This window comes from Alsobacter sp. R-9, assembly GCF_054612375.1.
Window position 1 is genome coordinate 349,168 of sequence record NZ_JBTSWJ010000001.1, and the last position, 26,964, is coordinate 376,131.

Annotated in this window: 25 protein-coding genes; 11 read left to right on the forward strand and 14 right to left on the reverse strand. The window is 73.4% G+C overall.

Annotated features, from left to right (window positions below):
* Positions 1-6: 6 nt before the first annotated feature.
* The 3 genes from ACX9GQ_RS01615 to ACX9GQ_RS01625 all read left to right on the forward strand — a co-directional run bounded on the left by ACX9GQ_RS01615 (position 7) and on the right by ACX9GQ_RS01625 (position 4,161).
* On the forward strand, positions 7-1,848 hold the full coding sequence (locus ACX9GQ_RS01615) for an adenylate/guanylate cyclase domain-containing protein (protein ID WP_459627779.1): 1,842 nt from the start codon (positions 7-9) through the stop codon (positions 1,846-1,848).
* Positions 1,848-3,011: a M24 family metallopeptidase gene (locus tag ACX9GQ_RS01620; RefSeq protein ID WP_459627780.1), complete on the forward strand. Its 1,164-nt coding sequence runs from the start codon at positions 1,848-1,850 to the stop codon at positions 3,009-3,011. Before ACX9GQ_RS01615 ends, ACX9GQ_RS01620 begins: the two co-directional genes overlap by 1 nt.
* A 166-nt stretch (positions 3,012-3,177) precedes the next feature.
* Positions 3,178-4,161, forward strand: a complete 984-nt coding sequence (locus ACX9GQ_RS01625; RefSeq protein ID WP_459627781.1) for an NAD(P)H-dependent flavin oxidoreductase — start codon at positions 3,178-3,180, stop codon at positions 4,159-4,161.
* Positions 4,162-4,243: 82 nt separating this feature from the next.
* On the opposite strand, the gene ACX9GQ_RS01630 is transcribed toward ACX9GQ_RS01625, so the two are convergent.
* The 13 genes from ACX9GQ_RS01630 to ACX9GQ_RS01690 all read right to left on the reverse strand — a co-directional run bounded on the left by ACX9GQ_RS01630 (position 4,244) and on the right by ACX9GQ_RS01690 (position 17,444).
* A complete protein-coding gene (locus tag ACX9GQ_RS01630) occupies positions 4,244-4,390 on the reverse strand; it encodes a hypothetical protein (protein ID WP_459627782.1) in 147 nt (48 codons plus the stop codon).
* Positions 4,391-4,412: 22 nt separating this feature from the next.
* Positions 4,413-5,291 (reverse strand): cobalamin B12-binding domain-containing protein, encoded by an 879-nt coding sequence (locus ACX9GQ_RS01635; protein ID WP_459627783.1) that lies wholly within the window; start codon positions 5,289-5,291, stop codon positions 4,413-4,415.
* Between the two features lie 424 nt (positions 5,292-5,715).
* Entirely contained in the window at positions 5,716-6,837 is a 1,122-nt protein-coding gene (locus tag ACX9GQ_RS01640) for a baeRF11 domain-containing protein (protein ID WP_459627784.1), read from the reverse strand.
* 188 nt (positions 6,838-7,025) lie between these two features.
* Positions 7,026-7,352 carry a DUF3303 domain-containing protein gene (locus ACX9GQ_RS01645; RefSeq protein WP_459627785.1) on the reverse strand — a complete coding sequence of 109 codons (327 nt, stop codon included), beginning with the start codon at positions 7,350-7,352 and terminating at the stop codon, positions 7,026-7,028.
* A gap of 181 nt (positions 7,353-7,533) precedes the next feature.
* Positions 7,534-9,630, reverse strand: coding sequence for a trypsin-like peptidase domain-containing protein (locus ACX9GQ_RS01650; RefSeq protein ID WP_459627786.1), 2,097 nt, complete (start codon positions 9,628-9,630; stop codon positions 7,534-7,536).
* Between the two features lie 4 nt (positions 9,631-9,634).
* Positions 9,635-10,327 (reverse strand): hypothetical protein, encoded by a 693-nt coding sequence (locus ACX9GQ_RS01655; RefSeq protein ID WP_459627787.1) that lies wholly within the window; start codon positions 10,325-10,327, stop codon positions 9,635-9,637.
* Positions 10,324-11,007 carry a hypothetical protein gene (locus ACX9GQ_RS01660; RefSeq protein ID WP_459627788.1) on the reverse strand — a complete coding sequence of 228 codons (684 nt, stop codon included), beginning with the start codon at positions 11,005-11,007 and terminating at the stop codon, positions 10,324-10,326. The genes ACX9GQ_RS01655 and ACX9GQ_RS01660 overlap by 4 nt, the downstream gene beginning before the upstream one ends.
* Before the next feature lie 7 nt (positions 11,008-11,014).
* A complete protein-coding gene (locus ACX9GQ_RS01665) occupies positions 11,015-12,367 on the reverse strand; it encodes an ATPase (protein WP_459627789.1) in 1,353 nt (450 codons plus the stop codon).
* Positions 12,368-12,610: 243 nt separating this feature from the next.
* Positions 12,611-13,141 carry a hypothetical protein gene (locus ACX9GQ_RS01670; protein ID WP_459627790.1) on the reverse strand — a complete coding sequence of 177 codons (531 nt, stop codon included), beginning with the start codon at positions 13,139-13,141 and terminating at the stop codon, positions 12,611-12,613.
* Positions 13,138-14,433, reverse strand: coding sequence for a Fic family protein (locus tag ACX9GQ_RS01675; protein WP_459627791.1), 1,296 nt, complete (start codon positions 14,431-14,433; stop codon positions 13,138-13,140). The genes ACX9GQ_RS01670 and ACX9GQ_RS01675 overlap by 4 nt, the downstream gene beginning before the upstream one ends.
* A 4-nt stretch (positions 14,434-14,437) precedes the next feature.
* A complete protein-coding gene (locus tag ACX9GQ_RS01680) occupies positions 14,438-14,893 on the reverse strand; it encodes an HNH endonuclease (protein WP_459627792.1) in 456 nt (151 codons plus the stop codon).
* Positions 14,890-16,335 (reverse strand): recombinase family protein, encoded by a 1,446-nt coding sequence (locus ACX9GQ_RS01685; protein ID WP_459627793.1) that lies wholly within the window; start codon positions 16,333-16,335, stop codon positions 14,890-14,892. Before ACX9GQ_RS01685 ends, ACX9GQ_RS01680 begins: the two co-directional genes overlap by 4 nt.
* 155 nt (positions 16,336-16,490) lie before the next feature.
* Complete coding sequence (locus ACX9GQ_RS01690; RefSeq protein WP_459627794.1) at positions 16,491-17,444, reverse strand: hypothetical protein; 954 nt, start codon at positions 17,442-17,444, stop codon at positions 16,491-16,493.
* An 82-nt stretch (positions 17,445-17,526) separates the two neighbouring features.
* Here ACX9GQ_RS01690 and ACX9GQ_RS01695 point away from each other — a divergent pair, with 82 nt between their 5' ends.
* The 4 genes from ACX9GQ_RS01695 to ACX9GQ_RS01710 all read left to right on the forward strand — a co-directional run bounded on the left by ACX9GQ_RS01695 (position 17,527) and on the right by ACX9GQ_RS01710 (position 20,625).
* The gene (locus ACX9GQ_RS01695; protein ID WP_459627795.1) at positions 17,527-17,778 is read left to right on the forward strand and encodes a helix-turn-helix domain-containing protein; all 252 of its coding nucleotides are present in this window, start codon (positions 17,527-17,529) and stop codon (positions 17,776-17,778) included.
* 384 nt (positions 17,779-18,162) lie between these two features.
* Positions 18,163-19,389 (forward strand): serine/threonine-protein kinase, encoded by a 1,227-nt coding sequence (locus ACX9GQ_RS01700; RefSeq protein ID WP_459627796.1) that lies wholly within the window; start codon positions 18,163-18,165, stop codon positions 19,387-19,389.
* A complete protein-coding gene (locus ACX9GQ_RS01705) occupies positions 19,379-19,948 on the forward strand; it encodes a hypothetical protein (RefSeq protein WP_459627797.1) in 570 nt (189 codons plus the stop codon). The genes ACX9GQ_RS01700 and ACX9GQ_RS01705 overlap by 11 nt, the downstream gene beginning before the upstream one ends.
* Positions 19,945-20,625 carry a hypothetical protein gene (locus tag ACX9GQ_RS01710; protein WP_459627798.1) on the forward strand — a complete coding sequence of 227 codons (681 nt, stop codon included), beginning with the start codon at positions 19,945-19,947 and terminating at the stop codon, positions 20,623-20,625. The genes ACX9GQ_RS01705 and ACX9GQ_RS01710 overlap by 4 nt, the downstream gene beginning before the upstream one ends.
* Positions 20,626-20,653: 28 nt before the next feature.
* On the opposite strand, the gene ACX9GQ_RS01715 is transcribed toward ACX9GQ_RS01710, so the two are convergent.
* Positions 20,654-22,057: a sodium-dependent transporter gene (locus tag ACX9GQ_RS01715; RefSeq protein WP_459627799.1), complete on the reverse strand. Its 1,404-nt coding sequence runs from the start codon at positions 22,055-22,057 to the stop codon at positions 20,654-20,656.
* Between the two features lie 97 nt (positions 22,058-22,154).
* Between ACX9GQ_RS01715 and ACX9GQ_RS01720 the strand changes: the two genes are divergently transcribed.
* The 4 genes from ACX9GQ_RS01720 (at position 22,155) to ACX9GQ_RS01735 (ending at position 26,777) form a co-directional block, all read left to right on the forward strand.
* Complete coding sequence (locus tag ACX9GQ_RS01720) at positions 22,155-23,954, forward strand: adenylate/guanylate cyclase domain-containing protein (protein ID WP_459627800.1); 1,800 nt, start codon at positions 22,155-22,157, stop codon at positions 23,952-23,954.
* 111 nt (positions 23,955-24,065) lie between these two features.
* Positions 24,066-24,788 carry a hypothetical protein gene (locus ACX9GQ_RS01725; protein WP_459627801.1) on the forward strand — a complete coding sequence of 241 codons (723 nt, stop codon included), beginning with the start codon at positions 24,066-24,068 and terminating at the stop codon, positions 24,786-24,788.
* Between the two features lie 257 nt (positions 24,789-25,045).
* Positions 25,046-25,882: a hypothetical protein gene (locus ACX9GQ_RS01730; RefSeq protein WP_459627802.1), complete on the forward strand. Its 837-nt coding sequence runs from the start codon at positions 25,046-25,048 to the stop codon at positions 25,880-25,882.
* Positions 25,863-26,777, forward strand: a complete 915-nt coding sequence (locus ACX9GQ_RS01735) for a thermonuclease family protein (protein ID WP_459627803.1) — start codon at positions 25,863-25,865, stop codon at positions 26,775-26,777. Before ACX9GQ_RS01730 ends, ACX9GQ_RS01735 begins: the two co-directional genes overlap by 20 nt.
* Positions 26,778-26,964: the final 187 nt, after the last annotated feature.

The following is a 26,964-nucleotide window of genomic DNA, read 5'->3' on the forward strand; positions in this document are numbered from 1 at the left end:
GCCACGATGGAACGGCGGCTGAGCGCAATCCTCGCAGCCGACGTCGTCGGCTACAGTCGCCTCATCGCTCGCGATGAGGGGGCGACGCTCGACGCGCTCGCCCGCTGCCGCGACGACGTCCTCGTGCCCGGGGTGGCGCGGCACGGCGGGCGCATCGTCAAGCACACGGGGGACGGGGTCCTCGCCGAGTTCGCGAGCGTCGTGGAAGCCCTGAACGCGGCGCTCGCCATCCAGCGCCACCAGGGCGCGCGCAACGCGCCCCTGCCGCAGGACCGTCGCCTCGAACTGAGGATCGGGATCAACATCGGCGACGTCGTGCTGCGCGACGGCGACATCTTCGGCGACGGCGTCAACATCGCGGCGCGCATCGAGGCCCTCGCCAGGCCCGGCGGGATCGCCGTCTCCGGGTCCGCGCGCGACCACATCGGTTCCCGCGTTCCGGTCCGCTTCGAGGATGCCGGCCCGCAGGCTCTCAAGAACATCGAGGCGCCGGTCCGGGTCTTCCACGTCGTCGACGGCCCTGCGGCGGAGGGCGGCGCGCAGCCCGACGAGGCCGCCAAGCAGGAGACGCCGTCCATCGCGGTGCTCCCGTTCAACAACATGAGCGGCGACCCGGAGCAGGAGTACTTCTCCGACGGGATCGCCGAGGACATCATCACCGACCTGTCCAAGCTCTCCGGACTGCGCGTCATCGCGCGCAACTCGTCCTTCACCTACAAGGGCAAGGCGGTCGACGTGCAGGAGGTGAGCCGGCGCTTCGGCGTGCGCGCCGTCCTCGAGGGGAGCGTGCGCAAGGCCGGATCCCGCGTCCGGGTCACCGCGCAGCTCATCGCGGGGCGCGACGGCAGCCACCTGTGGGCCGACCGGTTCGACCGCGACCTCACCGACATCTTCGCGATCCAGGACGAGATCACGCAGCGCATCGTCGACGAGCTGAAGGTCCGGCTGCTCCCCGACGAGGTCGAGGAACTGGCCAGCAAGGCGACGACCGACGTCACCGCCTACGAACTGTTCCTCAAGGCCCGCCAGCTGTCGCGGCTGCATACGCGCCAAGCGCTGCACGAGGCGCGGGCCTGCTTCAGCGAGGCCATCGCGCGCGACACCGGGTTCGCGCGGGCCTATGCGGGGCTCGCCAACTGTTACGTCTATCTCGGCTCCTGGCACCGCGAGGACGTTGCCGTCGGCACGATCCTCGGGCTTGCCGGCTATGCCCTTTCCCTCGATCCCGGCCTGGCGGAGGCGAAGACCGCGCAGGCCTACGCGCTTTACCTCGCGGGCCACCCCGACCGCGCCCGCGCCGCGTTCGACGAGGCGCTGGCCCTCGGGCCACGCGACACCGAGGTGTGCTTTGCCGCGGCGCGCTTCGCCTTCGCGCGTGGCGAGACCGCAAGGGCGGCCGAGCTGTTCCGGCGGGCCATGGAGAGCGACCCGAACGAGTTCCGGTCGGTGAACCTCCTGCGCAAGTGCCTCGCGCGGCTCGGCCAGGTCGACGAGGCGGCCGCGGCGGCCGCACTGACGCTCGCGCGGTCGAAGGACAGCATCGACGCAGGTGGCGAGAGCGTCGCCGCCCTGCAGGCCGGCGCCTGTGCGCTCGCGGCCCTCGGCGACCGCGACGGCGCGCGCGCGTGGATCGAGCGCGCCCTGGGGCTCGACCCGGACGACCACAATTCGCGTTTCAACGCCGCCTGCACCTACGCCCTGCTCGGCGACCGGAGCACGGCGGCCCACCATCTGAGGGATTATCTCGCGCCCCTCGGACCCGACGAGCACGACTGGTGCCGGCACGACCCCGACCTCGCCGGCCTCCTCGACGAGGTGGTCGGGCCGCCGTCCGCCGGGAGGACCTGATGGGACCCGATCTGCCCCTTCCGCGCGCCCGGTACCTCGAGCGGCTGGCCTGGCTCGCCGGCCACCTGAGGGAGCAGGACCTCGACGCCGCCCTCGTCGTCGGGCCGGAGGCCCAGTTCTGGCTGTGCGGCTACGACAGCTACCTGGGATCGGTGATCGCGCAGGCCCTCGTCGTCACGGCCGCGCCGTCCCCGCCCACGATCGTGGTCTGGGACGCCGACGTGGCGATCGCGCACCAGACGAGCCTCGTGGAGGATGTCCGCACGTTCCGCTTCGGGGTCGACGATCCCGTCGCGGTGTTCCGCGCGACCGTCGAGGCGCGGGTCCCGCGCCTGCGCCGTCTCGGCGTGGACCTCGGCAGCGCGGCCCTGTCGGACGGCACCGGCCAGGCGCTGCGCGCCGCGCTCGACGGCATCGACCTCGTCGACCTGCACCTCGACCTCGCGCGGGCGCGCGCCATCAAGTCCGCGGCCGAACTCGACCTGATGACGCGGGCGGGCGGCTTTGCCGACAGGGGGCTCGAGGCGGCCCGCCGTTGCGCGCAGGCCGGCATCACCGAGATCGCCCTCGCCGCGGAGATCGAGTACGCGATGCGCCGGGCGGGGTCCGACTACTGGGCCATTCCGACCGAGCTCGCGAGCGGCCCGCGCTCCGTCCAGGGGCACGGCACGCCCACGGGGCGCGTCCTCGAACCGGGCGATCTCGTGCATGTCGAGATCGGCGGCGTCGCGCACCGCTACCATGCGATCGGCATGGGAACGTTCGTCGTGCCCGGCGCACCGCCGCGGCGCGAGGCCGCCGAGCTCTACGAACTGGCGCTGCGGTGCCTGCGCTCGGGGCTCGCGCAGCTGCGCCCCGGCGTCCCGGCGCCGGAGGTCGAGGGCCCTGCGCTGGAGCTGATCCGGCAGTCCGGCCGGGGCGACAACTTCAAGATGCGGTTCGGCTACGGCGTGGGCATCGGCTATCCCCCGAGCTGGCTGGAGCCGCTGAAGATCACGCGGACCTCGACGGACGTCATCGTCCCCGGCATGACCTTCGTCCTGCACGCCTGCCTCATCGACGACGCGGCCGAAGCCGGCATTCTCGTCGGCGGGACCTACGCGATGCTCGACGACGGCCCCCGCATGCTGGCCGGGTTCGGCGACGTGCCCCTCGAGCGGTGAGCGCGCAGCGGCGACGGGCTTCCTGCGCGAGCGGCAGGGGCGAGGCTCGTGCGGCGATCGTGTCCGACCGAACGGCCGTGGTTGCGGATATCGGAATGGGCGCGGTCTTCCCGTGAGCGCCGTGGGCGCGCAGAATGCGCCGAGGCCCCTGCCCACGGAGGTTCCGATGCCGCTCGCGACCCGCCTCACGGAACGGCTCGGCCTTGCGATGCCGATCCTCTCCGCGCCGATGGGCGGCATCGCGGGCGGGGCGCTGGCGGCGGCGGTGTCGCACGCCGGCGGGCTCGGCCTGATCGGCGGCGGCTACGGCGACGCGGCCTGGCTCGAGCAGGAGTTCGCAGCGGCCGGCAACGCCCGGATCGGATGCGGCTTCATCACGTGGGCGCTCGCCCGCAAGCCCGACCTTCTCGACCTCGCCCTCGCGCGGCGACCGGCCGCGGTGATGCTCTCCTTCGGCGCGCCGGCCCCGTTCGCGGATCGCATCAGGGAGGCCGGCGCGGCGCTGGTGTGCCAGGTGCAGTCGCTCGCGCACGCGCGGGCCGCGGTCGATGCGGGCGCGGATATCGTCGTGGCGCAGGGCGGGGAGGCGGGCGGCCACAGCGGGCGGCGGGCGACGTTCACGCTCGTTCCCGAGGTGGCGGACCTCTTGGCGCAGAGGGCGCCGGATACGCTGCTCGTCGCGGCGGGCGGCGTGGCGGACGGGCGCGGCCTGGCCGCGGCGCTCATGCTGGGGGCCGACGGCGTCCTCCTCGGATCACGGCTGGTCGCGAGCCGGGAGTCGGCCGTTCCCACCGGCTTCCACGGGGCCATCGTCTGGGCGGACGGCGACGCGACGCTGAAGACGACGTCGATCGACGTGGTTCGCGGCCATGACTGGCCGGGCGACGAGTTCCAGGTGCGGGCGCTGCGCAACCGGTTCACGCAGACCTGGCACGGTCGAGAGGGGGTCCTTGCCGACCCGGCCACGCACGCCGTCGAGAACGAGCGCTACTGGGCCGCCTTCCGGGCTGGCAATGCCGAGGACGCCGGCGTGCTCATCGGGGAGGCGGTCGGGATGATCCGGGAGATCGCCCCGGCACGCGAGATCCTCGAGCGCATCGTGGCCCAGGCGACGGAGTGTCTCGCCCGCGGGGCGCGCTCCACCGCTTGATCCTTCGCCACCCGGTCGGGCGAGACCCGGCGGCATCGGCCGCGGCGTCCGGCGGTCATTCCCGCTCCCTCTGCCCGCCTCGTCACCGGTGGCAGCCCGTGCACGTCGTGCGAGCCCAAGCCGCCGTCGCGCCGGATCCGCCTGCCGCCGACGTGAGGACCGCATGCGATGCCATGGCCAGCAGGGCGAGGGCCCCCGCGCCGGCGGCCACGACCAGAAACCGTCTCATCTCGCCCTCCGGCGCGCCGCGATCAGCCGGGCGCGCGCCAGTTCGTCCTCGCGCCGAGGTCGAAGAGCCTCTGGGCCAGCAGCACGGCCGTCGGCGCGTCGGTCGCGGTGGCGTCGGCCCCGACCCTGGTCGCCAGTTCGGCATGATCGGCGAAGGGCGGACCGCCCACCATGATCCCGATGCAGGGGTTGCAGGACGCCTGGCGGATCGACCGGATGACCGCCGCCAGGGTGTCGAGGCATCCGTCGGTCCCGATGGTCAGGCCGGCGACGGCATACCACGCGTTCGCCATCAGGCCGGGGATCTCGTCCACGACGATCCCCCGCTGCGAGTCGACCCGCCAGCCGCCGGCCCGCAGGAACGTCTCGACCATGGCGATGCCGAACGAATGGCCCTCGTCCCCGAGCGTCATCATGCAGACCCGGCGCTTCTCGCCCGCTGACTGGACGGACATGGACGCGCCGTACAGCGACAGCAGCTGCTGGAGCCGGGCCACGCCGGGCGTGACGTCGACGAAATCGCACGCGTCGTTCTCCCACATCTCGCCGAGGCGGCGGGCGGCGGGCGCGAGGAGATCGACGAACAGGCGCTCCGTCGACAGGCCGCGGTCCTTCAGTGCGGCGATGTAGTGCGACGAGGGCCCGATGTCGGGCTCGATCATCATGCGGGCGAGGAGGGCCACGTGATCGCCCGACGGACCCGCGGGATCGCCCGCCGGGGCGCGGGGCGTCGTGCCGTGAAGCGTCCTCAGGCGCGGAACGATGTCGGTCTCGATGATCGTGGCGAGCTTGCGCCGCCGGGCCGCGACATCGACGCCATCGAGGATGTCCGGGGCGATGTAGGGGACCGCAGGGACCGGGGATGACCGCGCGTCGCCTTCGCCTGTGGCATCGTCGCCCATCCGGCCCCCCATCCCGGAACCCTGGTCAAGTTAACGGCACGTCGCGCGGCAGTTCAAGTCGATTTGTCTGAATGTATACAGAATAAAATGGACACCTTGAGCGTGGCGTTTGCTCATCTGACTGGGCGGCGATACTGGGCAGACAAAAATCAAAATGCCGAAAGATCGGCGACCCGCAGGTCCGACCGTCATGGCCGGCGTGGTCCCCGTCGGAGGACAGGCGCCTGCATCGGGGGCCCCGGAGCGAGCGCCCGGGCATCGATGTCCGCCTGCGCAACGCCCCCGACGATCAGGCCGCAGAAGGCCGTCGCCGCAGGACGGGCGGTGCGGCGCGGCCAAGGGGGCCGTGGCGCGCCGCGAGAAAAATGGCCGGAGGCCCAGCGGTCTCCGGGGCGCCGGCGATCCGCTGGCGCGGCGCCGCCGCCTAGAGCGGATAGCGCAGGATGGCCGCGAGCGATGCCGACCCGGGGATGTCGGCCTGCCTCACGCCGAGGACGCGCCCGCCCGAGCGGATGACGCGCGTGGCGATCTCGCCGAGCACGTCGTAGCTGCGGGCGCTGGCGTGATCGGCGAAGCGGACGGCGCCGTCGTCGTCGCTCAACGTGCCGAGGACGCTCTGGTCGATATCCACGAGCAGGGACTCGACCGCGCCGATCGTCGCCGCCCGGGCGGCCTGCGCCACGTCCGTCGTGGCGCGGCCCCGGTTCTCCATGCCGGCGAAGCGGCCGGCCCAGGCCGCGACCTCGCCCCGGTAGATCCCGTCGAGGACGGCGCGGGCCTGGTCGGAGAGCTCCCCGTCCGTCATCCGGTCGGGGCTCGCCGTGATGGCGGGGCCGGCGAGGTGCGCATAGGTGTTGACCGACCGGTAGATCGACAGCAGCGGCTCCGTCGAGGCGAGGATCAGGGGGATGTCCGAGCCGGTCAGCATCGGCCGCAGGGCGCGGTCCACCTGCCGGGCGTACTGGGCCAGCAGCACCTTCTGCCCCTGCCCGCCCTCGAGGCGCGTGTTGGCGCGGACTTGGTTGACGCTGGCGCGGCCCACCGCGCTGGCGGCGTCGGCGGGCAGGCCCGCCACCCTGACGGTCACGGCGGGCAGGTCGGGCGAGACCTCGACGAGCCGCACGGCGCCCTCGGAGAGCGCGAGGACGTGCGCCGCGTTGGGAAAGGCGACGGCACGCAGGAGCGGGGTCAGGTGGAACCGGTCGGAGACCTCCACGCTGGCGTGAAGCGCGTTCGGCAGGCGGAAGGTCCGCACGTTGTCCGGCGTGGCGAAGACGGCGAGGCTGCGCGCCTGCACCTGCCAGAACGCGTCGTCCTCGAGCAGGTGGTCGAGATGCTCCGCGAGGGACGCGACGGCGCGCTTGTCCGCGTCGGCGGCCTGCAGCTGGTCCATCGCCTCCTTCGCGAGGTTCTTGAGGTGGGTCCGGCTCGCCGCCACGTCCTGCGTCAGCGGCGTGGTGGGCACGTAGATCGAAACGCTCGCCGGGTCGCGATGGCTGCCGAGATGGGCGAAGTCGGCGCGCGTGGGAATGTCGACGTGGAGCATGGGATGGTCCCTCCCTGTTGCGACCCACCCTAGAGCGTTGTCCGGCCCACCGCCAATCGGCCCGGCTCGCGGGTCCCGGCACCGCCGACGTCGGGCGTCCCCCGAAGCGGCACGGCGCCGGGAGGCCGGGGCTCCGCAAGCCCTTCCGCCATCGCGCGGCAACAGGCGCCGGCGCCGTTGGTGCCGCGTCAGGCGAATGGCGGCGCCAGCTTGACCGAGTCGCGCCAGGTGATCGCCTCCACCTCCGTCGCGACCGCCTCCTGGACGTCCACGACGGCGTCGAGCCGGAACTGGAACGCGGGGAACACCGACGTCACCTTGTGAAGCGCGGCGAGGTCGTCCGTCTCCACCAGCATGAACCCGCCGTACTCGCCGACCCGGACGAGGAACTGGTGGATCTTCAGGCTTTCGGGCATGGGCCATTGGCTGAAGAGGCCGAGGATGCGTTTCTGCGCCTCCTCGTAGGCCACGGCCGTGCCCATGGGCCGTTCGTGCCACGTCAACATGAACTTCATGGCGGATCCCCCCTTCGGTCCGCGGCTGCACCGTGGCGACCGACGCGGTGGAACCGATGTCCGGCTGGATCAGGCCCGTGCGGCGGTCGCTGGATGTCCGCCGGATGGCTCGACGATGCCCCAGTCCGTCGCCCGCGAAAACCGGAAGACCTCGCACCTGCGCGCGGAGGCGGGGACCGGCTCACCCCGGCGCGCCGGTGCGCGCCTCGCACGCGATCCCGACGGTGATCGCCTGTGCCCGCCGCGCGAGGTCCTCGGGCTTCAGCGGCGTGCCGTTGGGTGCCTGCGCCACCCCATCGCCGTCCTCCGGCAGCATGGCGCGGGCGAGGCCGGCCTTGATGGCGAAGTTGACGTTCTGCGGCAGGTCGCCAAACGCCACGGACACCTTCTCCGCGTTGAGCTTGCCGACGACGATGCCGACGACCGCGCCCTGCGCGTCGAGGAGCGGCCCGCCGGAGTTGCCCGCCTGCACGGGCACCGACACCTGCAGCAGCCGTTCGTCGTCGCCGAGCCCTCGCGTCGCGGTCACTGTGCCGGTCGTGAAGTTGCCGGTGCGCGAGAGCAGGCCGGCGAGGGGGAAGCCGTAGGCGGCGACGCTCTCGCCCTGGCGCACGTCGGGCCGCAGCCGCGCGACGCCGGTCACGTGCCGGCGGTCGGCCTTGAGCAGCGCGAGGTCGTGCCGCGCGTTGCGGGCGAGGATCGTCACGGCGAAGGGCGCGCTCGCCACCTCGCCGGCCACGGTGAACGCCGTCGCTTGATCGCAGCCGTCGACCACGTGCGCGTTGGTCAGGATGAGCCCGTCGGCGCTCGCGAAGAAGCCGGAGCCCGACTGCTGGCGCGGCTGCACGTCGTGCCCTTCCGGCCGCCGCGGCGCCGCCGTCCGGGGGGCCCGGGGAGCGGGCCGCAGGCTCGGAGGCACCGCGTCCGAGAGGCTCCCCTGCGCCGGTCCGGACGGCGCGGTGACGACGCCGGGCCCGGGCCGCAGCGCGGGAGGCACCAGCGCCGCGATCCGCACCGCGCCGCCGGCTCCGCCGCGGCCCGCGTGGCTCTGCGGCATCATGACGGCGGGGGAGGGACGGGCCCCGCCATCGGCCGACGAGGGGAGGGGCGGTCCGACGACGACCGGGCCCGTCGGCGAGGGACGGTCGGTGACCGGTCCCTGGCCGGTCGAAGGGCTGCCGACCGGCTCGGGTGCGATCATGCTGTCTGGCGCCGCGGAGGGAGCCGGGAGCACGGCGACGCCGCCCGGTGTCGGGGAGCCAGAGGCCGCTCCCGAAGCGGGGCCGCCCGAGACCGGCCCCTGCGTCGATGCTCCCGCATCCGGAACGATCGGAAGCGAACCGACCAGCGGCGGAGCCGGGACGTCGATGGAGGGCGTCGGCTCGACCGGCGGAACCGGGGCGGCCTGCGGAGGTGGCGGGGGCAGGGTGCCTACCGGAAACTCCGGCTCCGGCGGCGCCGGCGGCGGCGGCAGGGGCGGCAACCCGCCGAGCGGCAGCGGCGGAGAGCGCGTCTCGCCGGCGCGGGAGGCGCGGAAGAGGTCGGACATCAGCGTCACGAGGCGCCGGGCCTCCAGCGCCGTGTGCCCGCTGTTCCAGAACACGGAGAAGCCGACGAGGCCGTCCGGCGTCGCGTGATAGCGGATGACGGTCTCCACGCCCGGCTTGCTCGCCGTCACGGCGAAGAAGTCCTCGCCCGTGGATCGGTCATCGATGGCGAAGCCGTTCTCCTGCCTGCGGTCGACGACGTCCTTCATCGTCCGGGCCAGCGCCGCGCCGGGCAGGTGGTGGAAGTAGATGCGCAGGGTCTGGTGCGGCGGGTTGTCGAACTGGAGGCCACTGCCGCTCGCCTTGGTGGAGAGCCCGAGGCCCGCCGGCACCCACAGCGTCGCCTGCGTGCCGGGATGGCGCACCGGCTGCAGCCGCCACAGGCGCAGCAGCGGGTCGGCGAGGGCGTGCAGGCGCAATATCTGCGCGCCGTCGAACTGCCCCGTCGCGGGAAAGCCCTGCTCCTGCTGGAAGCGCTGGAGCGCCGCGTGGAGCCGCCGCGGGTCGGTGTCGGTCGACACCGCAGGCCCGTAGCCCGCCGCGATCAGCAACATCCGGATCTCGTGCCGCTGTGCGACGTCGAGCGCGCGGAACGCCGTCACCGCCGCGGCGGAGGAGGGGGCCGGCGGCGCGGATTGCGCGAGCGCCGGAGCCGGCCCGGCGAGCGCCCCGAGCACGAGGCCGAGGACACCCGCCGCGGCGCGCCGGGACCGATGCGAAGCCGCCCCCATCGCCTCAGCCCCGGAACCAGACGCAGCGGTCGAAGGCGGCGGCGAGGTCCACCCCCGGCCGCTCCTTCAGGTTGCGCAGCATGGTGCCGTTGGCGGCGATGTCGATGCGCACCAGCGCGCCGTCCGACACGGGCTGCGCGTAGTAGCAGTACTGCTCCGACGGGGTCGGCTGCTCGCTGTTGGGGAACGTCCAGCCCGTGACGACGCTGCCGCCGGAAAAGGCGACGTGCTTGAACACCGTGAACTCGGTGACGACCTTCGCCGGCACCGCGGCCTTCGCGTCCGCCCCGAGTTGTGCGGCCGCCGGGCGCGGCGGCGCGGGCGGGCTTTCCACGCGCACCGTCGAGGACGGGTCGACCTTCACGAGGCCGCCCGGCGCGAGCGCCACCTGGGCACCCGGGGCGAGCGTCACGGCCTGGCCGTCGGCGAGGCGCACCTCGCCCGCCGTCTGTAGCGTCGTGCGCTCGAGCGCCTGCGTCAGCGCCTGCGCCATCGTCTCGGCGGCGACGAGCCGGTCCTGCGAGCGGCCCCAGCCATAGAGCGCCGCGCCGATCCCGCCGCCGGCGAGCGCGAGGCAGAGCCCGGCCGCGGCGAGCTTCACGGCGGTGGCGCGCGCCGCGTCGAAGCGCGCGTCGGCGTGGATGCGGGCCTCCACGGCGGCATCGAGCGCGCCGGGCATCCTCATCGGCATCGTCATGGACGACCTCCCTGGAACCAGATGCAGGACTGGCGGGCGTGCGCCGGGTCGAAGCCCTTGCGCGCCACGGCCTTGGGGTTCGGCACGCCGTCGTAGGCGAGGCTGAAGCGCACCGCCGTGTCCGTGTCGCCGAGGTCCTGGGTGAAGTAGCAGTACTGCGCGCTCGGCCGGCGCTCCTCGCTGGAGGCGAAGCGCCAGCCCGTGACGACGGAGCCGCCCTGGTAGGGCACGCTCTTGAAGATCGTGAAGTTGGTCACGACCGTCGCGTCGCCCGCAGGCCCCGCGAGCACTTCGGGCGCGGGGCGCGGGATCGGGTCGGCCTCCACCTTGCCGGTCACGGTCACGCTGGCGTCGGGCGCGAGGCCCACGGTCGTGTCAGGTGCGAGGGCGACGACCGGCGTGCCGCCGAGGCGCACGGTCCCGGTGACCTTGAGCGGCGTCTCGGCGAGCGCGCGCCCGAGCACTTCGGCGATGGCCGCCGCGCCGGCATGGGGCGCGCGGGCCATGGCGAGGGCGACCGTCAAGGCACCCAGCGCGCAGCCGGCACCGGCGAGCAGCACGCCCCATCCCGCGGCGCGGACGAGGAAGGCGCGGGCCGCCTCGGCGTGGCCGGCACGGGCGATGCGGCGGTTGAGCGTGGCGACGAAGTCGCGGTTCAGCGGCGTGGCCGGGATCTGCATGGCGTCCTCACTTGCGCCGCAGAGGCGTCACCGACGCCAGCTCGTCGACGGGTGGGGCCGGGTCCTGCGCCGCGTCCGCGGAGGCTGGCGCCGCCGCCGCTGCCGTCGGAGATCCTCCGTCCGCATCCGCCGTTGCCGCCTGCGCCGGCGCTTCCGGAGCCGGGGCCGCGCCCGCTTCGCGCCGGACGATCCGGCCCCACCAGCCGCCGGAGCGGCGCGCGGCCTCCGCCTTGATCGCCCGCAGCGCCTCGGCCCGCGCCTCGTCGAGCGCGGCGGTCTGCGCCGCGGCCGCCGTGCGGGCCGCCTCGTCGATGATGGTGGCCGCGTAGGGCCCGAGGATGAACTGCGCGGCCTCGTCCGGCAGCGTCACGGTCTCGTCCCTGCGCTGCAGGCGCTCGATCGAGGTCAGCGCCAGCATGGTCGAGGCCAGGGAGATGAAGATCGCGGGCCCGAACACGAAGATCCGCAGGAATTGCGCGATCTCGCCGTCCTTCACCTCCAGCGGATCCTTGCCGAAGGCCATGGCGGTGAAGGAGTGAAGTTGCGAGTGCGACACGGCCTCGTCGAGCCGCACCTTCGCGGCGGTCACCGCCTCCTCGGCCACCCTCGCCGAAAGGGGCCGGCGCAGTGCCTGCGCCTGGTCGTGCGTCGCCCGTGCGTCGGCCAGCGCCTTCTCCGCCGCCTGCAGCGCGCTGTTCTGCGCCTTGACGCGCGGGTCCGTGGTGCACTGCTGCCGGCTGACGAGGCGCCCGTTCGCGTCCCGCCGCTGCGACGTCCAGCACTTCGCCGGCGGAAGGCTCGCGTTCTCCTTCATGGCCTGCGACAGGTTCTCGGTGGCTGACTTCAGCGCCGTCTCGCTCGCCGCGACGTCGCGGTCGGCCGCGGCGATGCGGCCGGCGACCTCGTCGCGCGTGCCCTCGGCCTGCTTCAGCGCCTGCCGCGCCTGCGCCACCTCGGCGAGCCGCGGGCGGAACATCAGCTCGCCGAGCTGCGACATCGACTTCACGGTGACGCCCGCCGCGGCGACGACGCCCACCACGGCCATGAGCCGCATCAGCGCCGACGTCTGCGTGCGGATGGTGTAGGCGAGGGGCACCCGCGAGAACTCGAGCACCGCGTACCCGACCGGGGCCAGCATCATCATCAGCACGATGTCGCCGTTGCCGTGGGACGCCTGCCTGGCGAAGAGCCACGCGCCCACGAGGGAGGCCGTGATGACGATCAGCTCGATGGCGTAGGCCAGCGCCAGGCGCACGCCATGCACCCGGTAGCCGCGCGCCTCGTCACGCGCCGCGGTGGCGGCCCGCCAAGCCGTCCACCGATCCATGAGGGAGCCGTCCGCCCCCGCGACTGCGCTCATCGAAGTCCATCTCCTTCCGGGAGCCGGCCTGCCGGCGCAGCCATGCGCTGCGCTGCCTCGAGGGCCGCCGATTCGCTCGTCCATGTGGTGCCGCGATTTCACCGTCCCACGCCCGGGTGACAGATCGTGTCACCCTCCAAAAAGGCGTGGTTCGTCTCGCGTGCGGAGGCGAAACTCTGCCCGGGATCGAGCGTGCCGTCGCGCGCGCGGGCCCCCCGGATTCCGGCAGATCGTGGGTCTTGATCAGCCGATGCGCAGCAGGGCCTTGAGGGTGATGAGCGACTTTTCCGTCCGGCTCAGGCCGGGGTCGGCGGCCAGTCGCTGGCCCAGCAGGCGCGTCATGGCCGCGTTCAACTGGTAGAGCGGAGTTCGTTGCAGAGCGGCGGTATCCGTCCAGTCGATGCTGGGGATTTCAGGATCCTCCCGGACGGCCCGGGAGTATTGGACCTCCGGCCGGGGTTTCCTCTTTTCCTCTTCCCGCGCGGCCTCCTCGCGCCGGTCGAGTTCCGCTCGGATCGCGATGAGGCGCTGGAGATCATCGCCCGCAGGGCCATCCTGGCCGGCGAAGACGTACTCGAGGAACGGTCGCCCCCAGCGCGCCGACATCTCCTCGAGGATGCGCACGGTCGGCGCCTCTCCGGCGAGCCAGCGCCAGACCGTGCTCTCGCTGACGTCGAAGTCGCGCGCGATGAGCTTGCCCCTGTGGTTCGGATAAAGCTCCTTCAGCCACGTGGCGCAGCGGGGGCCGACACCGTGTCTGTTGCGGGCGGTCATGATCCGTCCTTGGGCCTTTCTCGCAGGAGAGGTCGGAGGCGTCCTCGAGCTTCGTCGTCGGGCGGCATTTCAGGGAAGAGCCCAGGCATCCACCGCGAGGCCAGCGTCGCGGGGAAGGCCAAGTGCAAGGGCGCGCGCGGATGGGGCGAGACCAGGACGCCCGCGTCGAGAAGAGCCGACGTGATGCGCCGTGCATGGCGGTCAGTGGCGCCGAGGATGCCGGCGACCTCGCCCCGCGGCACCTCTCCCCGATAAAGAACCGCCTCTAGCACGCGACCGGCCTTCGGTGGCAGTACGTCCCGATCTGCTTCCTCGTCCGCCCACACAAGGATCCGGCGGCGCAACGTTCCAGGCTCGACGAGGTCACGCATGAAGCGGACCTGGTCGATACAGGTCTCCAGGAAGAACCTTGTGAATTCGGCGAGCGCCTCCTCGCTCAGGTTTCCGCGTCCGTCGAGATCGTTTCGACGGGGAAGGTCGCATTGGGCGAGATGCTGCTTGTATGCGCGCTCGCTGCGTGCGAGCCCCCGGGCCACCGACCAGACGGCGCCCGTGTCCAGACTGTCGAGCAGCATCGCATGGGACATCAGGCGGGCCACCCGGCCATTGCCGTCCAGGAACGGGTGGATCCAGAGGACACGGTGATGAGCTGCAGCCGCCGCGAGGATCGAGTCGACCCTTCCGAGCTTCGCATATGCAGCCTCGAAACGCTCGAGAAACCGCGGCACGGCGCCCGGGCTGACGGCCACGTGGCGCCCGACGCGCACGTCGCGCCGGCGCAACTCGCCAGGCAGGACACGCAGTCGCTGCCCGCTGTCCGGGTCGTCCACCCAGAGCAGGTCTTCGGGCAGGTTTTCGCAGAAGCGACGGTGGATCTGGATCAGGTTGGCAGCCGCCGTGGCGGCTCCCTTTATCCCTCCCTCGTCGATCCATTTCTGCACCCCGATATGGGCCAACGCCTCCCGTTGAAGATCCCGCTTGTGCGGATCGGCGCTGTAGTCGTCCATGAGGGCCCGTTCGATATCGACGGGGTGCGTGTTATGGCCCTCGATGAGGTTGCTGTAGTAGCAGTTCATCGATCGTACGAGGGTCGCCAGCGCGGCCATCACGCCTGGCGGAAGACTGGTGCGGAAGCTGGCGGACTGCGCCGCAAGCTCCAGCGCAAGGTCAGCCAGCGCGGCCCTGTGGCGGGAACTCTCGGAGACCAGCATCGGCTCCATCAATCCCGTGGATTCATGTCTGTCTGAAGCCGGTTCCATGTCCGCATCCGTGGCCGGAAAGGTTTCGCCCATAACATCATCTATACATGAAGGATTTCCCGATTTCTTCTATCGCGGGATCCTCATCCGTGTCCGCGTCTGTGTCCGCCAGACCGAACGAAGATCGGCGGCCAGTTCCCGCGCGTCCCACGACCCGTCCGTCGACCGTCCTCTTCCACCTCGACGCTTTCCCGCCAGGCATCGGCCGCCGCGATCGTGCGGCGCCGACGTGCCGCGCCCTGACGCGCGCCACCTTCGCGATCGCCGGCACGTCCTGCCGACTCGTCTTGCCGGAGTGGCACGGCACACACAGCACCTGCATGTTGTCGATGTCGTCCCTCCCGCTGAGGGCGAGCGGGATGACGTGATCGACCTCCCAGCGGACGCCAGGCGTGAGGCTCCATCCGCAGCGCTGGCAGCGGCCATGGGCGGCGAGGAAGAGGTCGAGGCGCTCGCGGGTGGAGATGGAGCGCCGGCGTTGGATCTCGGTCATGCCGCATCTCCTTCGGTGCCCGGCTCGACCTCTGCGGCTGCGCTCGGTTCGCCGTCGTTGCCGGCGGGTCGGCTCGCCACATACGCCTTCGGCTGTTCCAGTTCCACGACGCGTTGGCGATGCCGGTTCAGGACCCGCGCTGCCGCCGCGCGGATCTCGCGGCTGGCTTTGGAGAGGCGCGGCGTGAACTCCTGCACGATCTCGTCGAGAGTGGCGCGGTCGCGGGCGCAGGAGAGGGCGTCGTCGAAGAGCGAGACGTCGTCGTGGGAGGCCGGAGCCGGCGATGGATCCGCCGTCGTCGTCTCCGTGGCGACGGGATCCCTTGGCGAACGTCGCGCCGGCTGCGGCGTCGATGATTTCGGCTGGAGGGTGCGCGGTCGCCCGACGGCCCAGCCCTGGGCGTAGCGAAGGCGCTGCGCCTCGCGGGCGGAGGCCGTGCGACGCCGGGTGAGGGCTGGAAGGGGAGGCATAGAGGCCGTGGCGGAGTCGCCGGCGACGTCGCCGTTCAGGTCGCCTGCCTCTGCCCGTGCGCTCGCCGCCGAACCAGCAGCCGGTTCCCGCCCTGTCGTTGTTGCTGCCTCCCCCCATCCGGGCGGTGGCGGCGCGACGACCCGCGGGCGTCCGTTCGTGCTCCCGCGTGGCGGCATCTCGTAACGAAGCGGACGTTTCTGTTCGACAACCGGGAGCGGTGAACCGCCGGCGTTGCCTGACCGTCCGGGGCCCTCCACCACTTCGACGGTGTCCAAGTGCGCATCGGCGATGGCGGCCTCCACACCCTCGACCTCCTCCCGCAGGTAGAGACCGCCGAGCACGTCGGCGAAGACGTCGCGCAGCGCGAAGGCCCGGGCCCGCATCTGCAGCATGCGGCGGGGGTAGTCCGACCAGGGTCCGGGCTTGCCCCACAGCCGCGCGCGGCGGGCGTCGTCAACGGAGAACCGCCGCTCGACCGGCAGCGGCTCGCCCCTGCGCCGGACTGTGCAGACCGCCACCCAGTCGGTCGGGCCGGCGCCGTCGACGCGCTCGTCGATGGCGGCGGCGAGGCCGGAGGCGCGCACCAGCGCCATGGCCCCGTCGCCCCAGATGGTGGGCCGCCCGCCGATGACGGCGATGCGCTGCAGGGCCGAGAGCGGGGTGAGCCCGACCTCGAGGCCGTGCAGGATGGCGATCATGCAGGCCTCGGGCGTGTCGAGGCCGGCAGGCGCCATGCGGGCGGCGACGACGGCGCGGGCGAAGCCGAGGGCCTCGTCCAGGGTCCTCGGCACGATGGCGCGGGCGCGCAGGGGCAGGCGGGACTGGGGACGCGGGAAGAGCTCGCCCTGCACGGCGCCGGCGAGCGAGGAGGGCAGGGGAGGGGAGGACGAGTGCGACGACGGAGACGTGTGCGAGGACGATGTCGGCGATGACGTCGCCGAGTTCGTCCGCGTGGATGCTGCGATGGACATGCGATCTCTCCTTCGGCGCCGACGGTCGGTCGGCCCGCTGCGGCCCCGGGAGGGGCTCGGGTTGCGATGTGGGTGGTGTCGAAGTCGCGGTGACGCCGAAGCGTCACTGCCCGCCGGTCACGCGGCCAGGGTCTTGTTCAAGTGGGGTCCGGCGCTCAGGCCGCGACCTGCTCCTCGACGAGTTCGGCGCCGGGCACGCGGCGTCCGGCGGCAAGGTCCGCCTCGGCGAGCCGCAGCACGACCTTCTGCACCGCCTCGTCGTCCCAGACGCGGGCGTCGCGCCGGTAGTGGGCGATGAAGGCGTTGCGGTCGGAGACGGACACCCGGCGTGTCCTGCGCAGCGACACCCGCCGCCCGTTCGTGCCCGCCTTGACGCTGTCGGCCGTCTCCCCGAAGCCGCCCGCCTCCTGCAGGCGCCTTGTCTCGGCGAGGAGGTACGGCTCCAGCGCCTTCTTCATCGCCCGCTTGGCGTCGTCGGCCGCCCCGATGACGGGCTTCCACTTCGCGTCGATGGCGCGGCCCTGCTCGAGGACAGGCTTCTTCTCGCGCGTGCGCTCCTCCTCGGCGCTCTTCTCGAGGGATGAGAAGCGCTCGGCGAAGTTGGCGCAGCGGTCGGCCTCGAGCTGCGAGGAGACGGTTCCGATGGCGCCCAGCCAGTCGGAGGCCTGGAGCCAGAGGCCGTCGATGGTGGCCTTGAGCTCGAGGGCGGGATCGACGGCGGCGCCGAGGCTGTTGTGGCCCGGGCCGGGGAGGGCCAACCCGTCCGGCGAAGCCACAGCCGCCGACACGACGGTCGATGACACCGCTTCCGCCACCCCAACCACCGGAACGTCCTCCGGCCACGGCTCCCCCTTCTCGGCGACGGCGACGTAGGTCTCGTACGCGACGGGGTTGCGGCAGCACCACGTCCAGACCATCGACGAGTCGACGTCGACACCGTCGCGGATGGCGCGGACCGTCCCGTCGGCCTCCTTCCAGATGGCGACCGGCAGCATGCGTCCGTCGCGTCCGGGCCGGGTGCGGTAGTATCCCGGCTGGGGATCATTCTCGTGCACGGGCCCGAAGGACCCACAAAGGGCATTGCGCCAGTAGGCGAATGTGTCAGACATGGTCAGTGTCTCCTCTGCGAGGCGCGTCAAATTACCTCGATAGTGGTATAAATTATACCACTGCAGTGTGGAGTCAACCGTCATGCTCGTGACGGGCAGTCAAATCCGCGCGGCACGAGGCTTTCTCGGTTGGTCTGCCCGGGAATTGGCCGAAGCAAGTGGCGTGGCGCTTCAAACCATCCAGCGGTTGGAGCAGCATCAGGGCACCCCCAGTGCGCGGGTCCATACCCTTCAGGACGTCGTTGAGGCCCTCGAACGAGCCGGCATCGCCTTTACTGGCACGCCGGAGGAACCGGGCGTGATCCTTCGGCGTCGCGCAGGCGGATCGGCGTAGACGTTCATCAACGTCAACGAGCATCGACTGGGCGTTGATTCCGAATCGGCTGGAGGGGGTGATTCGCCGCCGCAGCCCATGTCGGCGGGCGCAGCGGGCCGATCGGGGTGCCCTGGGAGGGCCTCTGCAAAGTTTTTTTTGGGCTTCCGAAAAGGATTCTCCAAAAGCGCTGGAGTCTATTTCGCCCATCCCTCTGGACACGTGTTCCGGCGGTGCGCCGCAGGGCCCGACGTCGGCTGTTCCCTACCCAGCCCCCCTTTTCCTCGATCGATCTCGGTGCATCCTCTCTGTCGCGACCACGACGGCCGGCCCCGTTCCTGCAGGAGGACGGAGCCGGACCGGGCAGCAGGGGGAGGTGGCGACTGGTGAAAGAGGAGTACGAGCATGCCGATGCAAAGGACGACCCCGCCGGACGCGGCGGTGGACCACGCGGGGCCCGGACCTGGACCTGATCCGACGCTGGGCGGGGCCGGAGCCCGCTTCCGTCCTGCCGGGACCCCGACGCCCGGCACGGCCCCCGACGGCCTCGACGCGCTGTTCGAGGTCCAGCTTGCCCGGCTGCCCGTCGCGCTGCGGGGCAGCCTTCTCGAGACGCCCTTCACCCACGCGGACGAGGAGCGGCGCTACCGCGAGACGGTCGTGCTGCTCGCCGCTGACCAGCCGCACCTGGCAGGCCCCGACTGGCTGGATATCCGGCAGGTCGCCCGGCTCACGGTGGAGGAGCGCCGCCTGGAGGACGCGCTGGCGGGCCTCGCCGACCTCAACCGCGAGGAGGCGCTCCAGGCGCTCCTGCTGCGCGGGGTCGACGGCGCGGGTGACGAGCGCCCCCATCTGGCTCGCGAGGCCGAGGCGCTGGCCCGCCGGGCGGTGGCGGGCGACCCCGAGGCCATCGGGGTGGTGGAGTTGCGGCTCAGGGCCCTGGGCCTCGGCCCGCGGGCGCCCGGCGACCAGGCCCTGATCGACGGCATGGACATGCGCGAGCGCCTCGAGCGCGGCCTGCACCGGGTGCAGACGCAGCAGCGGCAGTTGATCCGGCAGATCGAGGCGCGCCAGGCGCGCCGGCGCAAGGAGGCGCGCGAGGACGCGAAGGCGGCCTCAGAGCCCCGCTCCGGGGAGCGCCAGAGGCGGCGCGCGCGGGACGCCGTCGGTCCGCCCGACGCCGTCGGTCTGCCCGACGCCAGGTCCGACGCCGTCGGGCCCCGGAGCGCCGCGTCCTCCGACGACGAGGGGCCGGTCGCCACGTCGTCTCCGGCCGTCACGTCCGCGCGGCGTCGTGCCCGCGGACCGGAGGCGGGTGCGTCCCTCGGGGCCGGCATGAGGGTGGCCCATCCCTCACCGGGGATTCTGCAGAACGAACCTGGAGCGTCGATCCGCGAGCCGCCCTCCGGCGCCGACCCGACTCTCCCGGCAAAGCGGCCGCCGTCGCCGCATGCGTCCCCGCCGGGGGCGCCCTCCGTGTCCGCGTCGCCCCCAGCGTCGGCATCGCCCCCCGCATCCTCAACGTTCTCGGCCCCTCCGCAGACCGTGGCGTCGCCGCCGCGGCAGGGCCTGCCCCGGCAGATCGACCTGTTCGGCAGCCCGGATCCGGACGGAGGCGGCGATGGCCGGTGACGTCAGCCGCCGCAACGGCGCGAAGAGCCGGGGTCCGCGCACCGCGGCCGGGAAGGCGCGCGCATCCCGCAACGCCGTGAGCCACGGCCTCTCCGTCCTGCTCGCCGCCGGCATCGGGGACGACGCCGCGGTCGCCGGCCGCACCGCGCTGCTGCTGCACGGCGTGCCGGGGCCGGTCCCGGCCCACCTGCACGACCTCGCGCGCGAGGCGGCTCGTGCCGATCTCCTCGTCGACCGGGTGCGGGGCGTCGCCGATCGCGTGCGTCGCGAGGCGACCGCCGCCCAGCAGGGCCGCATCGCCGTCCTGCACCTCACCGCCCCCGGGCGGTCGGGACCCGTGGATCCGCAGACGATCCTCGAGGAGGCAGCGCGCCACGCCCCCACCGTGGCCCTCGCGGCGCCGGCGCTCGCCCGGTTTGCCCGCTACGAGGCGGCCGCGCGGGCCCGCCGCCGCAGGGCCTTCGCCGCCCTCGACGCCGCCCTCGACGCCGCGCGGAATGACGCCCTCGATCGCGCCGTCGACGCCGCGCCCGCCCGCGTCCAGAAGGAGACCTCATGACGACCCCGCCCCGCACCGCCCCGGGATCCGATCGCCCGCTCACCGCCGAGGACGTCCTCGCCGATGTCTGGCGCAGCGTCGCCATCATCGAGGTCCTCGCCGACCAGCGTCGCGCGCAGGCGCGCGATCCCGTGCGGCGCGCGTTTGGCCTGCTCCCGGATCTCTCCCAGGGCGACATCGCCGCGCTGCGCGCCGCCGCCCGGGCCCACGCTCGCCGGATGCGCTCTCCCGCGCTTCGCCCCGTGCCGGCAGGGCCGGGCCAGCCCACGCCGTTTTTGCAGAACGAACCTGGCGGGGAGGGCGTGCGTCCGTCGCGGCCGCCGCGGCGCCGCAATCAGAAGGCGCCCGCCCGGCCCGGTGACGGGACCCGGTCGGCCGGGTGGAACGAACCCGGGACGATGCAGCGGCATGAATCCGGCACGACGCAACGCCGTCCCCCCGTGCCGCCGGCCGCGCAGCAGGGGGTGCAGCCGCCGGCGAAGCCCATCCCGGTGAACCCCGAAGAGGATGCCCGCCTGAAGCGGATGCCGGAGGACCCGGATCCCGGGGCGTGGACGCCCCCGGAGCCCAGCCAGACCCGCTTCCTCGGTGGCGTTCCGGTGCACGACATCGAGCGCACACCCTTGATCAAGCCAGCCTGGTGGGACGAGCGCGACGATCCGGACTGGAAAGGGTAGGGGCGGCGGAATGGACGCGGCGGTCCGCTCAGGCGAGCCAGCGCGCGGCGATGAGGGCGGCGATGAGGCCCGGGACGACGAGGCGCAGCAGGGCCGCGAGCAGGGCCAGGGGCAGCCCGGAGAGGCCGAGTTCGCGCCCGAGCGTCGCCGCGGGGACGATCCAGCCGGCGAAGACGGCGAGGGCGAGCCCGGCCGCCGGCAGCATCAGGTCGGAGGTGGCGAAGTCGATGAGGTCGAAGAGGCTGGCGTGGGCGAAGCCGGGCAGGCCGGCGAGCGGCCGCCAGCCGGACCACGGGCCGAAGGACAGGATGGTCGGCACGGCGAGGGCCGCGATGGCGCCGCCCGCGGCCATCGCCGCCGCGGGCCGCGGCCAGCCGCGGGCGCACAGGCGCGCGACGGGGAGCTCCAGCAGGCTCACGGCCGAGGCGAGCGCCGACATCGCCAGCAGCAGGTAGAAGGCGAGCCCGATCACGCCGCCGAAAGGCAGCTGCGCGAAGGCGAGCGGCAGCGTCACGAACATCAGCCCCGGCCCGCCCGCCGGATCGAGCCCGAAGCGGAACACCAGCGGGAAGATGGCGAGGCCCGCGAGCAGCGAGACGGTGGTGTCGCCCACCATGGTGAGGAGCGCCGTGCGCTTCAGGTCGATCGCCTCCCCGGCATAGGCGGCGTAGGTGATCATCGCCCCGAGCCCCACGCCGATCGAGAAGAAGCCGAGGCCGAGCGCGTCGAGCCACGCGCCGGGGCGCATCCGCGCGGGGTCGAAGCCGAACAGGAAGTCCAGCGCGGCCCGCGCGTCCCCGACCGCGAGGGACACGGCCGCGAGCAGCAGCACGGTGACGAACAGGGCCGGCATCAGCAGGCGGCAGGCCGCCTCGATCCCCTTCTCGACCCCGGCGGCGACGACGCCGGTCGTCAGCGCGAGGAAGAGCAGCGTGAAGCCGAGCACCCGCCCGGGCGCGGCGAGCAGCGCGTCGAACCGCTGCTGCGTCTGCGCCGCCGTGGCGCCGGGCGGCGCCATGAGGAGCGCGTCGAGCGCGTAGGCCAGCGTCCAGCCGCCGATGACCGCGTAGAAGCTCAGGATGGCGACGCCGGTCGCGATGCCGAGCAGGCCCACGAGACCCCAGGCGCGCGAGGCGCCGGCGTGGCCGGCGACGGTCTCGATGCTCGCCACGGCGTCGCCGCGTCCCGCGCGCCCCACCGCGAACTCGGCGAGCAGCAGCGGCAGCACCACGAGCGCGAGGCCGGCGAGATAGGGCACGACGAAGAGCCCGCCGCCGTTCGCCCCCGCCTCGTAGGGGAACTTCCAGACGCTGCCGAGGCCGATGGCCGAGCCGATCGTCGCCAGCACGAAGCCGATCCCGCCCGACCAGCGCGGCGGCGGGCGGCCGGCTTCGCCGCTGGCGTCGGCGTGGCCTGCCGGACGATCGCTCATGGAGGCACGATACCGGCTTGCCCTTGCCGTGTCCCCCTTCCTGTCGGCACGGAACGGGCGGATAGTGGGGCGGTTCCAGGGGCGCCGCGAGGCTTCGATGCCACATCAGCCGTCACCGCCCACGCGCAGGCTCGCGGCCATCATGGCGGCCGACGTGGTCGGCTCGTCCCGGATGATGGGGCAGGACGAGGCCGGCACGCTCGCCGCCATCCGCGCCCTGCTCGAGGAGGTGATCGGGCCGGCGGCGGCGCGGCGCAACGGGCGGGTGGTGAAGACGCTCGGCGACGGCGCGCTCATCGAGTTCGCGAGCCCCGTCGAGGCGGTGCTGTGCGCGGTGGAGACGCAGGCCGCCCTCGGCGAGAGGATGGCGGACGCGGCGGCGGGGGGCGCCGGGCCGGGAGGCACGGCCCTGCGGCTGCGCATCGGCGTCAACTGCGGCGACACGGTCATCTCGCCCGAGGGCGACGTGCACGGCGACAGCGTCAACGTCGCGGTGCGCCTCGAGGGCCTCGCCGACCCGGGCGGCCTGTGCATCTCGGGCAAGGTCTACGACGAGCTCGAGGGGCGCCTCGTCCTGCCGTTCGAGGACCGTGGCGAGCAGGCTTTGAAGAACATCGCGCGGCCGGTGCGCGTCTACGCGCTGCGGGCCGGCCACGTGTCGGCGCGCGAGCCCGCGGCCGCCCGCCCGGCGCCCGAGCGCGGCGACCGGCCGTCGATCGCCGTGCTGCCCTTCACCAACCTCAGCGGCGACCCCGGGCAGGAGTACCTCGCGGACGGGATCGCCGACGACATCCTGACCGCGCTCGCCAAGGCCCGGTGGCTCTTCGTCATGGCGCGCAGCTCCTCCTTCGCCTTCAAGGGACGGGCGATCGAGACGGACCAGATCGCCCGCCGCCTCGGCGTGCGCTACGTCCTCTCCGGGAGCCTGCGGCGCAGCGCGGCCCGCATCCGCGTCTCGGTGCAGCTCGTCGATGCCGAGACCGGCGTCTCGCTGTGGGCCGAGCGCTACGACCGGCCGCTCGACGACGTCCTCGACCTGCAGGACGAGGTGGCCGAGGCGGTGGCGGGCGCCATCGAGCCCGAGCTGCTGCGCACGGAGGGCCGGCGCGGCGCCGAGCGCAGCCAGAGCCTGTCGGCCTGGGAGCTCGTGCGCCGCGGCATGTGGGAGTTCCACAAGATCCGGCCGGACGGCCACCGGGCCGCGCGCGAGCTCTTCCGGCAGGCGATCGCCGCGGAGCCGAACGGCGCCGACGGCCACGTCTGGCTGGCGCGGGCCGAGGCAGGACTGGCCGCCTATGGCTGGACCGACGACATCGCCGCGACGCTCGACAGCGGCCTCGAGGCGGGGCGGCGCGCCGTCGCGCTCGACGAGCGCAACCCCTACGCCCACTACGCGGTGGCGGTGACCCACATGGTCGCGGGCCTGCCCGACCCCGCCATCGCGGCGGCCCGGCGGGCGCTGGCGCTGAGCCCGTCCTTCGCGCTCGGGCACCTCGTGCTCGGCGGCTCCTTCGCCTACGGGGGCCGGGCGGCGGAGGCCATCGCGCCGCTCGAGCATGGCCTCCGGCTATCGCCCTACGACCCCCAGAACTTCACCTGGTTTCTCCTGCTGGCGCTGTCGCACGGCTTCTCCGGCGACCCGGCGAAGGGGCTGCAGGAGGCGCGGCATGCGCTCGCCCTGCGGCCGCACTGGCCCCCGGCGAACCTCGCGGTGGCGCTCTGCGCGCTCGCGCTCGGCGACAAGCCGCAGGCCCGGGCCGCGCTCGCCGACGCCGGCACGCCCGATCCGGCCGCCGGCGACCCGCTCGGCCTGATCGCCCGCTACAATCCCGCGTGGGCCGAGCGCATCGGCGACGTCGTCGCGCGGCTCCGGGAGCCGGACGCGGGGATGGCCTGAGGCGAGGGGCTCGGGCCGTCTTGGCGGCGTGAGCTCCCCTCCCGCCCATTGCTGTTAACGTTCGCATTACAATTCGCCGCGCCTTCGCGGCGATTGCGGTAGTCTTCCGCCATGCCGTCGTCCTCGCGTCCCGCGCACCTGTCGCCGGAGGCGCTGAAGCGCAAGCAGCGGGAGGTGCGGGAGGGTTTCCCTCCGGCCCTGGCGCTGCGGGTGCACCGCGCCCTCTCCTGGTTCACCCGCGCCGAGGAGGCCGCGGACGACCTCGACGTGCGCTTCATCCTGCTCTGGATCGCCTTCAACTCGGCCTATGCCGCAGACATCGGCCGGGAGGGAACAAACGGGGATGGGGCGGACGGCGGGGCCGGTGCCGACAGGGCGTGGTCCGGCGAGCGGCGGCGGTTCCGCGCCTTCTTCGAGCGCCTCGTCGCGCTCGACAAGGGCGACCGCATCTACAACGCGGTCTGGACGCGCTTCCCGCACGAGATCCGCGTGCTGCTCGACAACCGCTACGTCTTCGCACCCTTCTGGGACCACCAGAACGGCGTGCCGGGCTGCGCCGACTGGGAGGACCGGTTCGCGGCGGGGCGGCGCGCCGTGGCGGCGGCGATGGCGGCCAAGGACACCGCGCGCCTCCTCGAGATCGTCTTCGACCGGCTCTACGTGCTGCGCAACCAGATCGTCCACGGCGGCGCCACATGGAACAGCAGCGTCAACCGCCACCAGGTGCGCGACGGGGCCGCGGTGCTGGGCTGGCTCATGCCCGTCTTCATCGACCTGATGATGGACCACCCCGGCGAGGACTGGGGCAGTCCGTTCTATCCCGTCGTGGAGTGACCGGCGGCTTCGCACCCGCAGCGCGCGGCGGATCGGGTCGGGTCAAGCTTTGCCCGGCCTCTGAGTGCCCGGCCCGGACAGTGTCCGCAGGCCGGCTGCTGGGGCGCGGCGGCCGACCTGGGTGCGGGGCGGCTGGCCGGGATGACGCGTGCCGTCGCTTCCTGTCGCCGTCGCCATTGATCTAGCTCCCCGAACCTCCCGCCGCGGGGCTGCGTTGCCTATGAGCGCGGCGCCTGCCGCGGCTCGGAGAACGGCACGTGGCCAGGACGCGGAGCATCGCCGGTCTTGCGTTGGCATCCTCGGCCATGGCCCTGGCGCTCGCGCCATGGCCCGACGCCGCGAGGGCGCAGGAGCGGCCGTGGGTCGATCCGCCGCTTCGCATCGAGCCGGCCCCGGAGCCTGCTCCGGCACAGCCCCCGCCGGCTCCGGCCCAGCCCCTTCCGGCGCCGGCCCAGCCCCTGCCGCCGCTGCCCCAGCCCGCACCTCAGGCGGCTCCCGCGCCGCCTCAGCGCGCCCCTGCTCCTCCGCAGCAGGCCACGCCGGCGCCGAAGCCTGCGCCGCAGATGATCCCCGTTCCGCCGCCCAGCCCGCCGTCGGAGCACGGCGCAGCGCCGCCGCCGCCCGACGATCGGCCGCCGCAAAGGCCTGCGCTGGCGCGGCCGGGACCGGTCGAGGGGCCGGTGGAGGCGGCGGAGGATTTCGTGCGGCGCTACCTGGAGGCCTGGTCGCGGCCGAACGCGGAGGCGCTCGCCGCGATGCCGGAGTTCTACGGCGAGCGCGTGACGTTCCACGGTCGCTCGCGGTCGTTCGCCTCCCTGATGCGCGAGAAGGTGCGCTTCGTCCGCCGCTGGCCCGAGCGGGACTATCGCCCGCGGCAGGGCGATGTCACGGTCCGGTGCCACCCGGACGGGTTGTCGTGCCGGGTGAGCCTGCTGGTCGACTTCGACGCCCGAGGCCGGGGCCGCACGTCGAGCGGCGTCACGACGCTCGACATCGACGTCCGCTTCGTCGACGGGCGGCCCGTCATCGCCTCCGAGACGAGCCGGGTCGTCGAGCGTGTGCCGGGAGCCGACGATGACAGCACCATCGAGTGAGCCTGCCGACACGGCTCGCCGGGTGCAAGCCGAGGGCGTGGCCGAGGCCGTCTCAGCGCGCCGTCCGCTGCCGGGGATGGAGGGGGCTGTCTGCCGCATGGTGGATGCGCGGCTGGCAGCCTCGGCGCCGCAGGCCTTCGATGCCGATGCGGCCCGCGCGCTGCGCGCCGCCGTCGAGGACGTCGCGGCGCAGCACCCCGAGCTGTTCGCCCCGCCGCCCCCGCCGCAGCGCGACCTCCTGCGCCTCGACAGTCCGTCGGCGGGACGCACGCTGCAAGAGCTCCGGGAGCGCTGGACCCGGATCCGGGACCACTGGACGCGGCGTCGCCTCTCGGCGCGGTTGCCGAAGCCGCCGCCGTCATCGCCATCCCGGTCCCCGGCCCGGAGGTCGGCCTGGCGCCGGGCCTTGCCCGTGTGGGTGATGGGCGTGGCGATGGCGCTGGTCGCCGCTCTGGCCGCGGCCGTGGGGTCGCGGTTGTCACCGCCCGACGCGGGCGCCCCGGAGGTCACGGGAACCGTCGTCATCGGACCGCGCCGGACTCCGGCCGGCCCGGCCGCGCCGCAGCGGACAGAGGCGACAGGGGTGGTCTCGGGCGTGCCCGAGGTGCTCGACACCACGACGATGCGTGTCGGGGACGCGATCGTCCGGCTCAAGGGGCTGGAATGGTCGCGCGGCGGCAACCCTGACGAGCTTCGCAGCTACATCGCCGGCCGCGCCGTCGAGTGCCGTCCCGCCAGGCCGTCGGAGGCCTACGCCTGCACGGTGGGCGGACGGGACCTGGCGACCGCGATCCTCTTCAACGGCGGTGCGCGGGCGACGGCCGAAGCCTCGCCCGAGCAGAAGGCGGCCGAGAGCCAGGCGCGCGCGCAAGGGCTCGGGGTCTGGAAGCGGTAGGGCGGGGGGGGGCCGCCAGCCGAGGCTGTCGGCATGGCGCGTCCGAGTGCCGATCGTCTGCCGAGGCTCAATCGATCCAGCCCCGCCGGCGCGTGCCTGCGCGCCCCCCGGTCCGACCGCGCCTCTCGCGGGACGCAGGGCTCCCCAGCGTCTGGGGCGCGGCCGATCGATTGCCGCGCCCAAGATC

What these genes read in the sequence shown, in the direction of transcription:
- ACX9GQ_RS01630 (WP_459627782.1), bottom strand. Translation starts at nt 4,390, where the DNA reads ATGAGACGGTTTCTGGTCGTGGCCGCCGGCGCGGGGGCCCTCGCCCTG.
- ACX9GQ_RS01640 (WP_459627784.1), bottom strand. Translation starts at nt 6,837, where the DNA reads ATGCTCCACGTCGACATTCCCACGCGCGCCGACTTCGCCCATCTCGGC.
- ACX9GQ_RS01660 (WP_459627788.1), bottom strand. Translation starts at nt 11,007, where the DNA reads ATGCAGATCCCGGCCACGCCGCTGAACCGCGACTTCGTCGCCACGCTC.
- ACX9GQ_RS01720 (WP_459627800.1), top strand. Translation starts at nt 22,155, where the DNA reads ATGCCACATCAGCCGTCACCGCCCACGCGCAGGCTCGCGGCCATCATG.
- ACX9GQ_RS01695 (WP_459627795.1), top strand. Translation starts at nt 17,527, where the DNA reads ATGCTCGTGACGGGCAGTCAAATCCGCGCGGCACGAGGCTTTCTCGGT.
- ACX9GQ_RS01655 (WP_459627787.1), bottom strand. Translation starts at nt 10,327, where the DNA reads ATGACGATGCCGATGAGGATGCCCGGCGCGCTCGATGCCGCCGTGGAG.
- ACX9GQ_RS01670 (WP_459627790.1), bottom strand. Translation starts at nt 13,141, where the DNA reads ATGACCGCCCGCAACAGACACGGTGTCGGCCCCCGCTGCGCCACGTGG.
- ACX9GQ_RS01675 (WP_459627791.1), bottom strand. Translation starts at nt 14,433, where the DNA reads ATGGGCGAAACCTTTCCGGCCACGGATGCGGACATGGAACCGGCTTCA.
- ACX9GQ_RS01685 (WP_459627793.1), bottom strand. Translation starts at nt 16,335, where the DNA reads ATGTCCATCGCAGCATCCACGCGGACGAACTCGGCGACGTCATCGCCG.
- ACX9GQ_RS01715 (WP_459627799.1), bottom strand. Translation starts at nt 22,057, where the DNA reads ATGAGCGATCGTCCGGCAGGCCACGCCGACGCCAGCGGCGAAGCCGGC.
- ACX9GQ_RS01710 (WP_459627798.1), top strand. Translation starts at nt 19,945, where the DNA reads ATGACGACCCCGCCCCGCACCGCCCCGGGATCCGATCGCCCGCTCACC.
- ACX9GQ_RS01625 (WP_459627781.1), top strand. Translation starts at nt 3,178, where the DNA reads ATGCCGCTCGCGACCCGCCTCACGGAACGGCTCGGCCTTGCGATGCCG.
- ACX9GQ_RS01690 (WP_459627794.1), bottom strand. Translation starts at nt 17,444, where the DNA reads ATGTCTGACACATTCGCCTACTGGCGCAATGCCCTTTGTGGGTCCTTC.
- ACX9GQ_RS01735 (WP_459627803.1), top strand. Translation starts at nt 25,863, where the DNA reads ATGACAGCACCATCGAGTGAGCCTGCCGACACGGCTCGCCGGGTGCAA.
- ACX9GQ_RS01615 (WP_459627779.1), top strand. Translation starts at nt 7, where the DNA reads ATGGAACGGCGGCTGAGCGCAATCCTCGCAGCCGACGTCGTCGGCTAC.
- ACX9GQ_RS01680 (WP_459627792.1), bottom strand. Translation starts at nt 14,893, where the DNA reads ATGACCGAGATCCAACGCCGGCGCTCCATCTCCACCCGCGAGCGCCTC.
- ACX9GQ_RS01700 (WP_459627796.1), top strand. Translation starts at nt 18,163, where the DNA reads ATGCCGATGCAAAGGACGACCCCGCCGGACGCGGCGGTGGACCACGCG.
- ACX9GQ_RS01620 (WP_459627780.1), top strand. Translation starts at nt 1,848, where the DNA reads ATGGGACCCGATCTGCCCCTTCCGCGCGCCCGGTACCTCGAGCGGCTG.
- ACX9GQ_RS01635 (WP_459627783.1), bottom strand. Translation starts at nt 5,291, where the DNA reads ATGGGCGACGATGCCACAGGCGAAGGCGACGCGCGGTCATCCCCGGTC.
- ACX9GQ_RS01705 (WP_459627797.1), top strand. Translation starts at nt 19,379, where the DNA reads ATGGCCGGTGACGTCAGCCGCCGCAACGGCGCGAAGAGCCGGGGTCCG.
- ACX9GQ_RS01645 (WP_459627785.1), bottom strand. Translation starts at nt 7,352, where the DNA reads ATGAAGTTCATGTTGACGTGGCACGAACGGCCCATGGGCACGGCCGTG.
- ACX9GQ_RS01665 (WP_459627789.1), bottom strand. Translation starts at nt 12,367, where the DNA reads ATGAGCGCAGTCGCGGGGGCGGACGGCTCCCTCATGGATCGGTGGACG.
- ACX9GQ_RS01650 (WP_459627786.1), bottom strand. Translation starts at nt 9,630, where the DNA reads ATGGGGGCGGCTTCGCATCGGTCCCGGCGCGCCGCGGCGGGTGTCCTC.
- ACX9GQ_RS01725 (WP_459627801.1), top strand. Translation starts at nt 24,066, where the DNA reads ATGCCGTCGTCCTCGCGTCCCGCGCACCTGTCGCCGGAGGCGCTGAAG.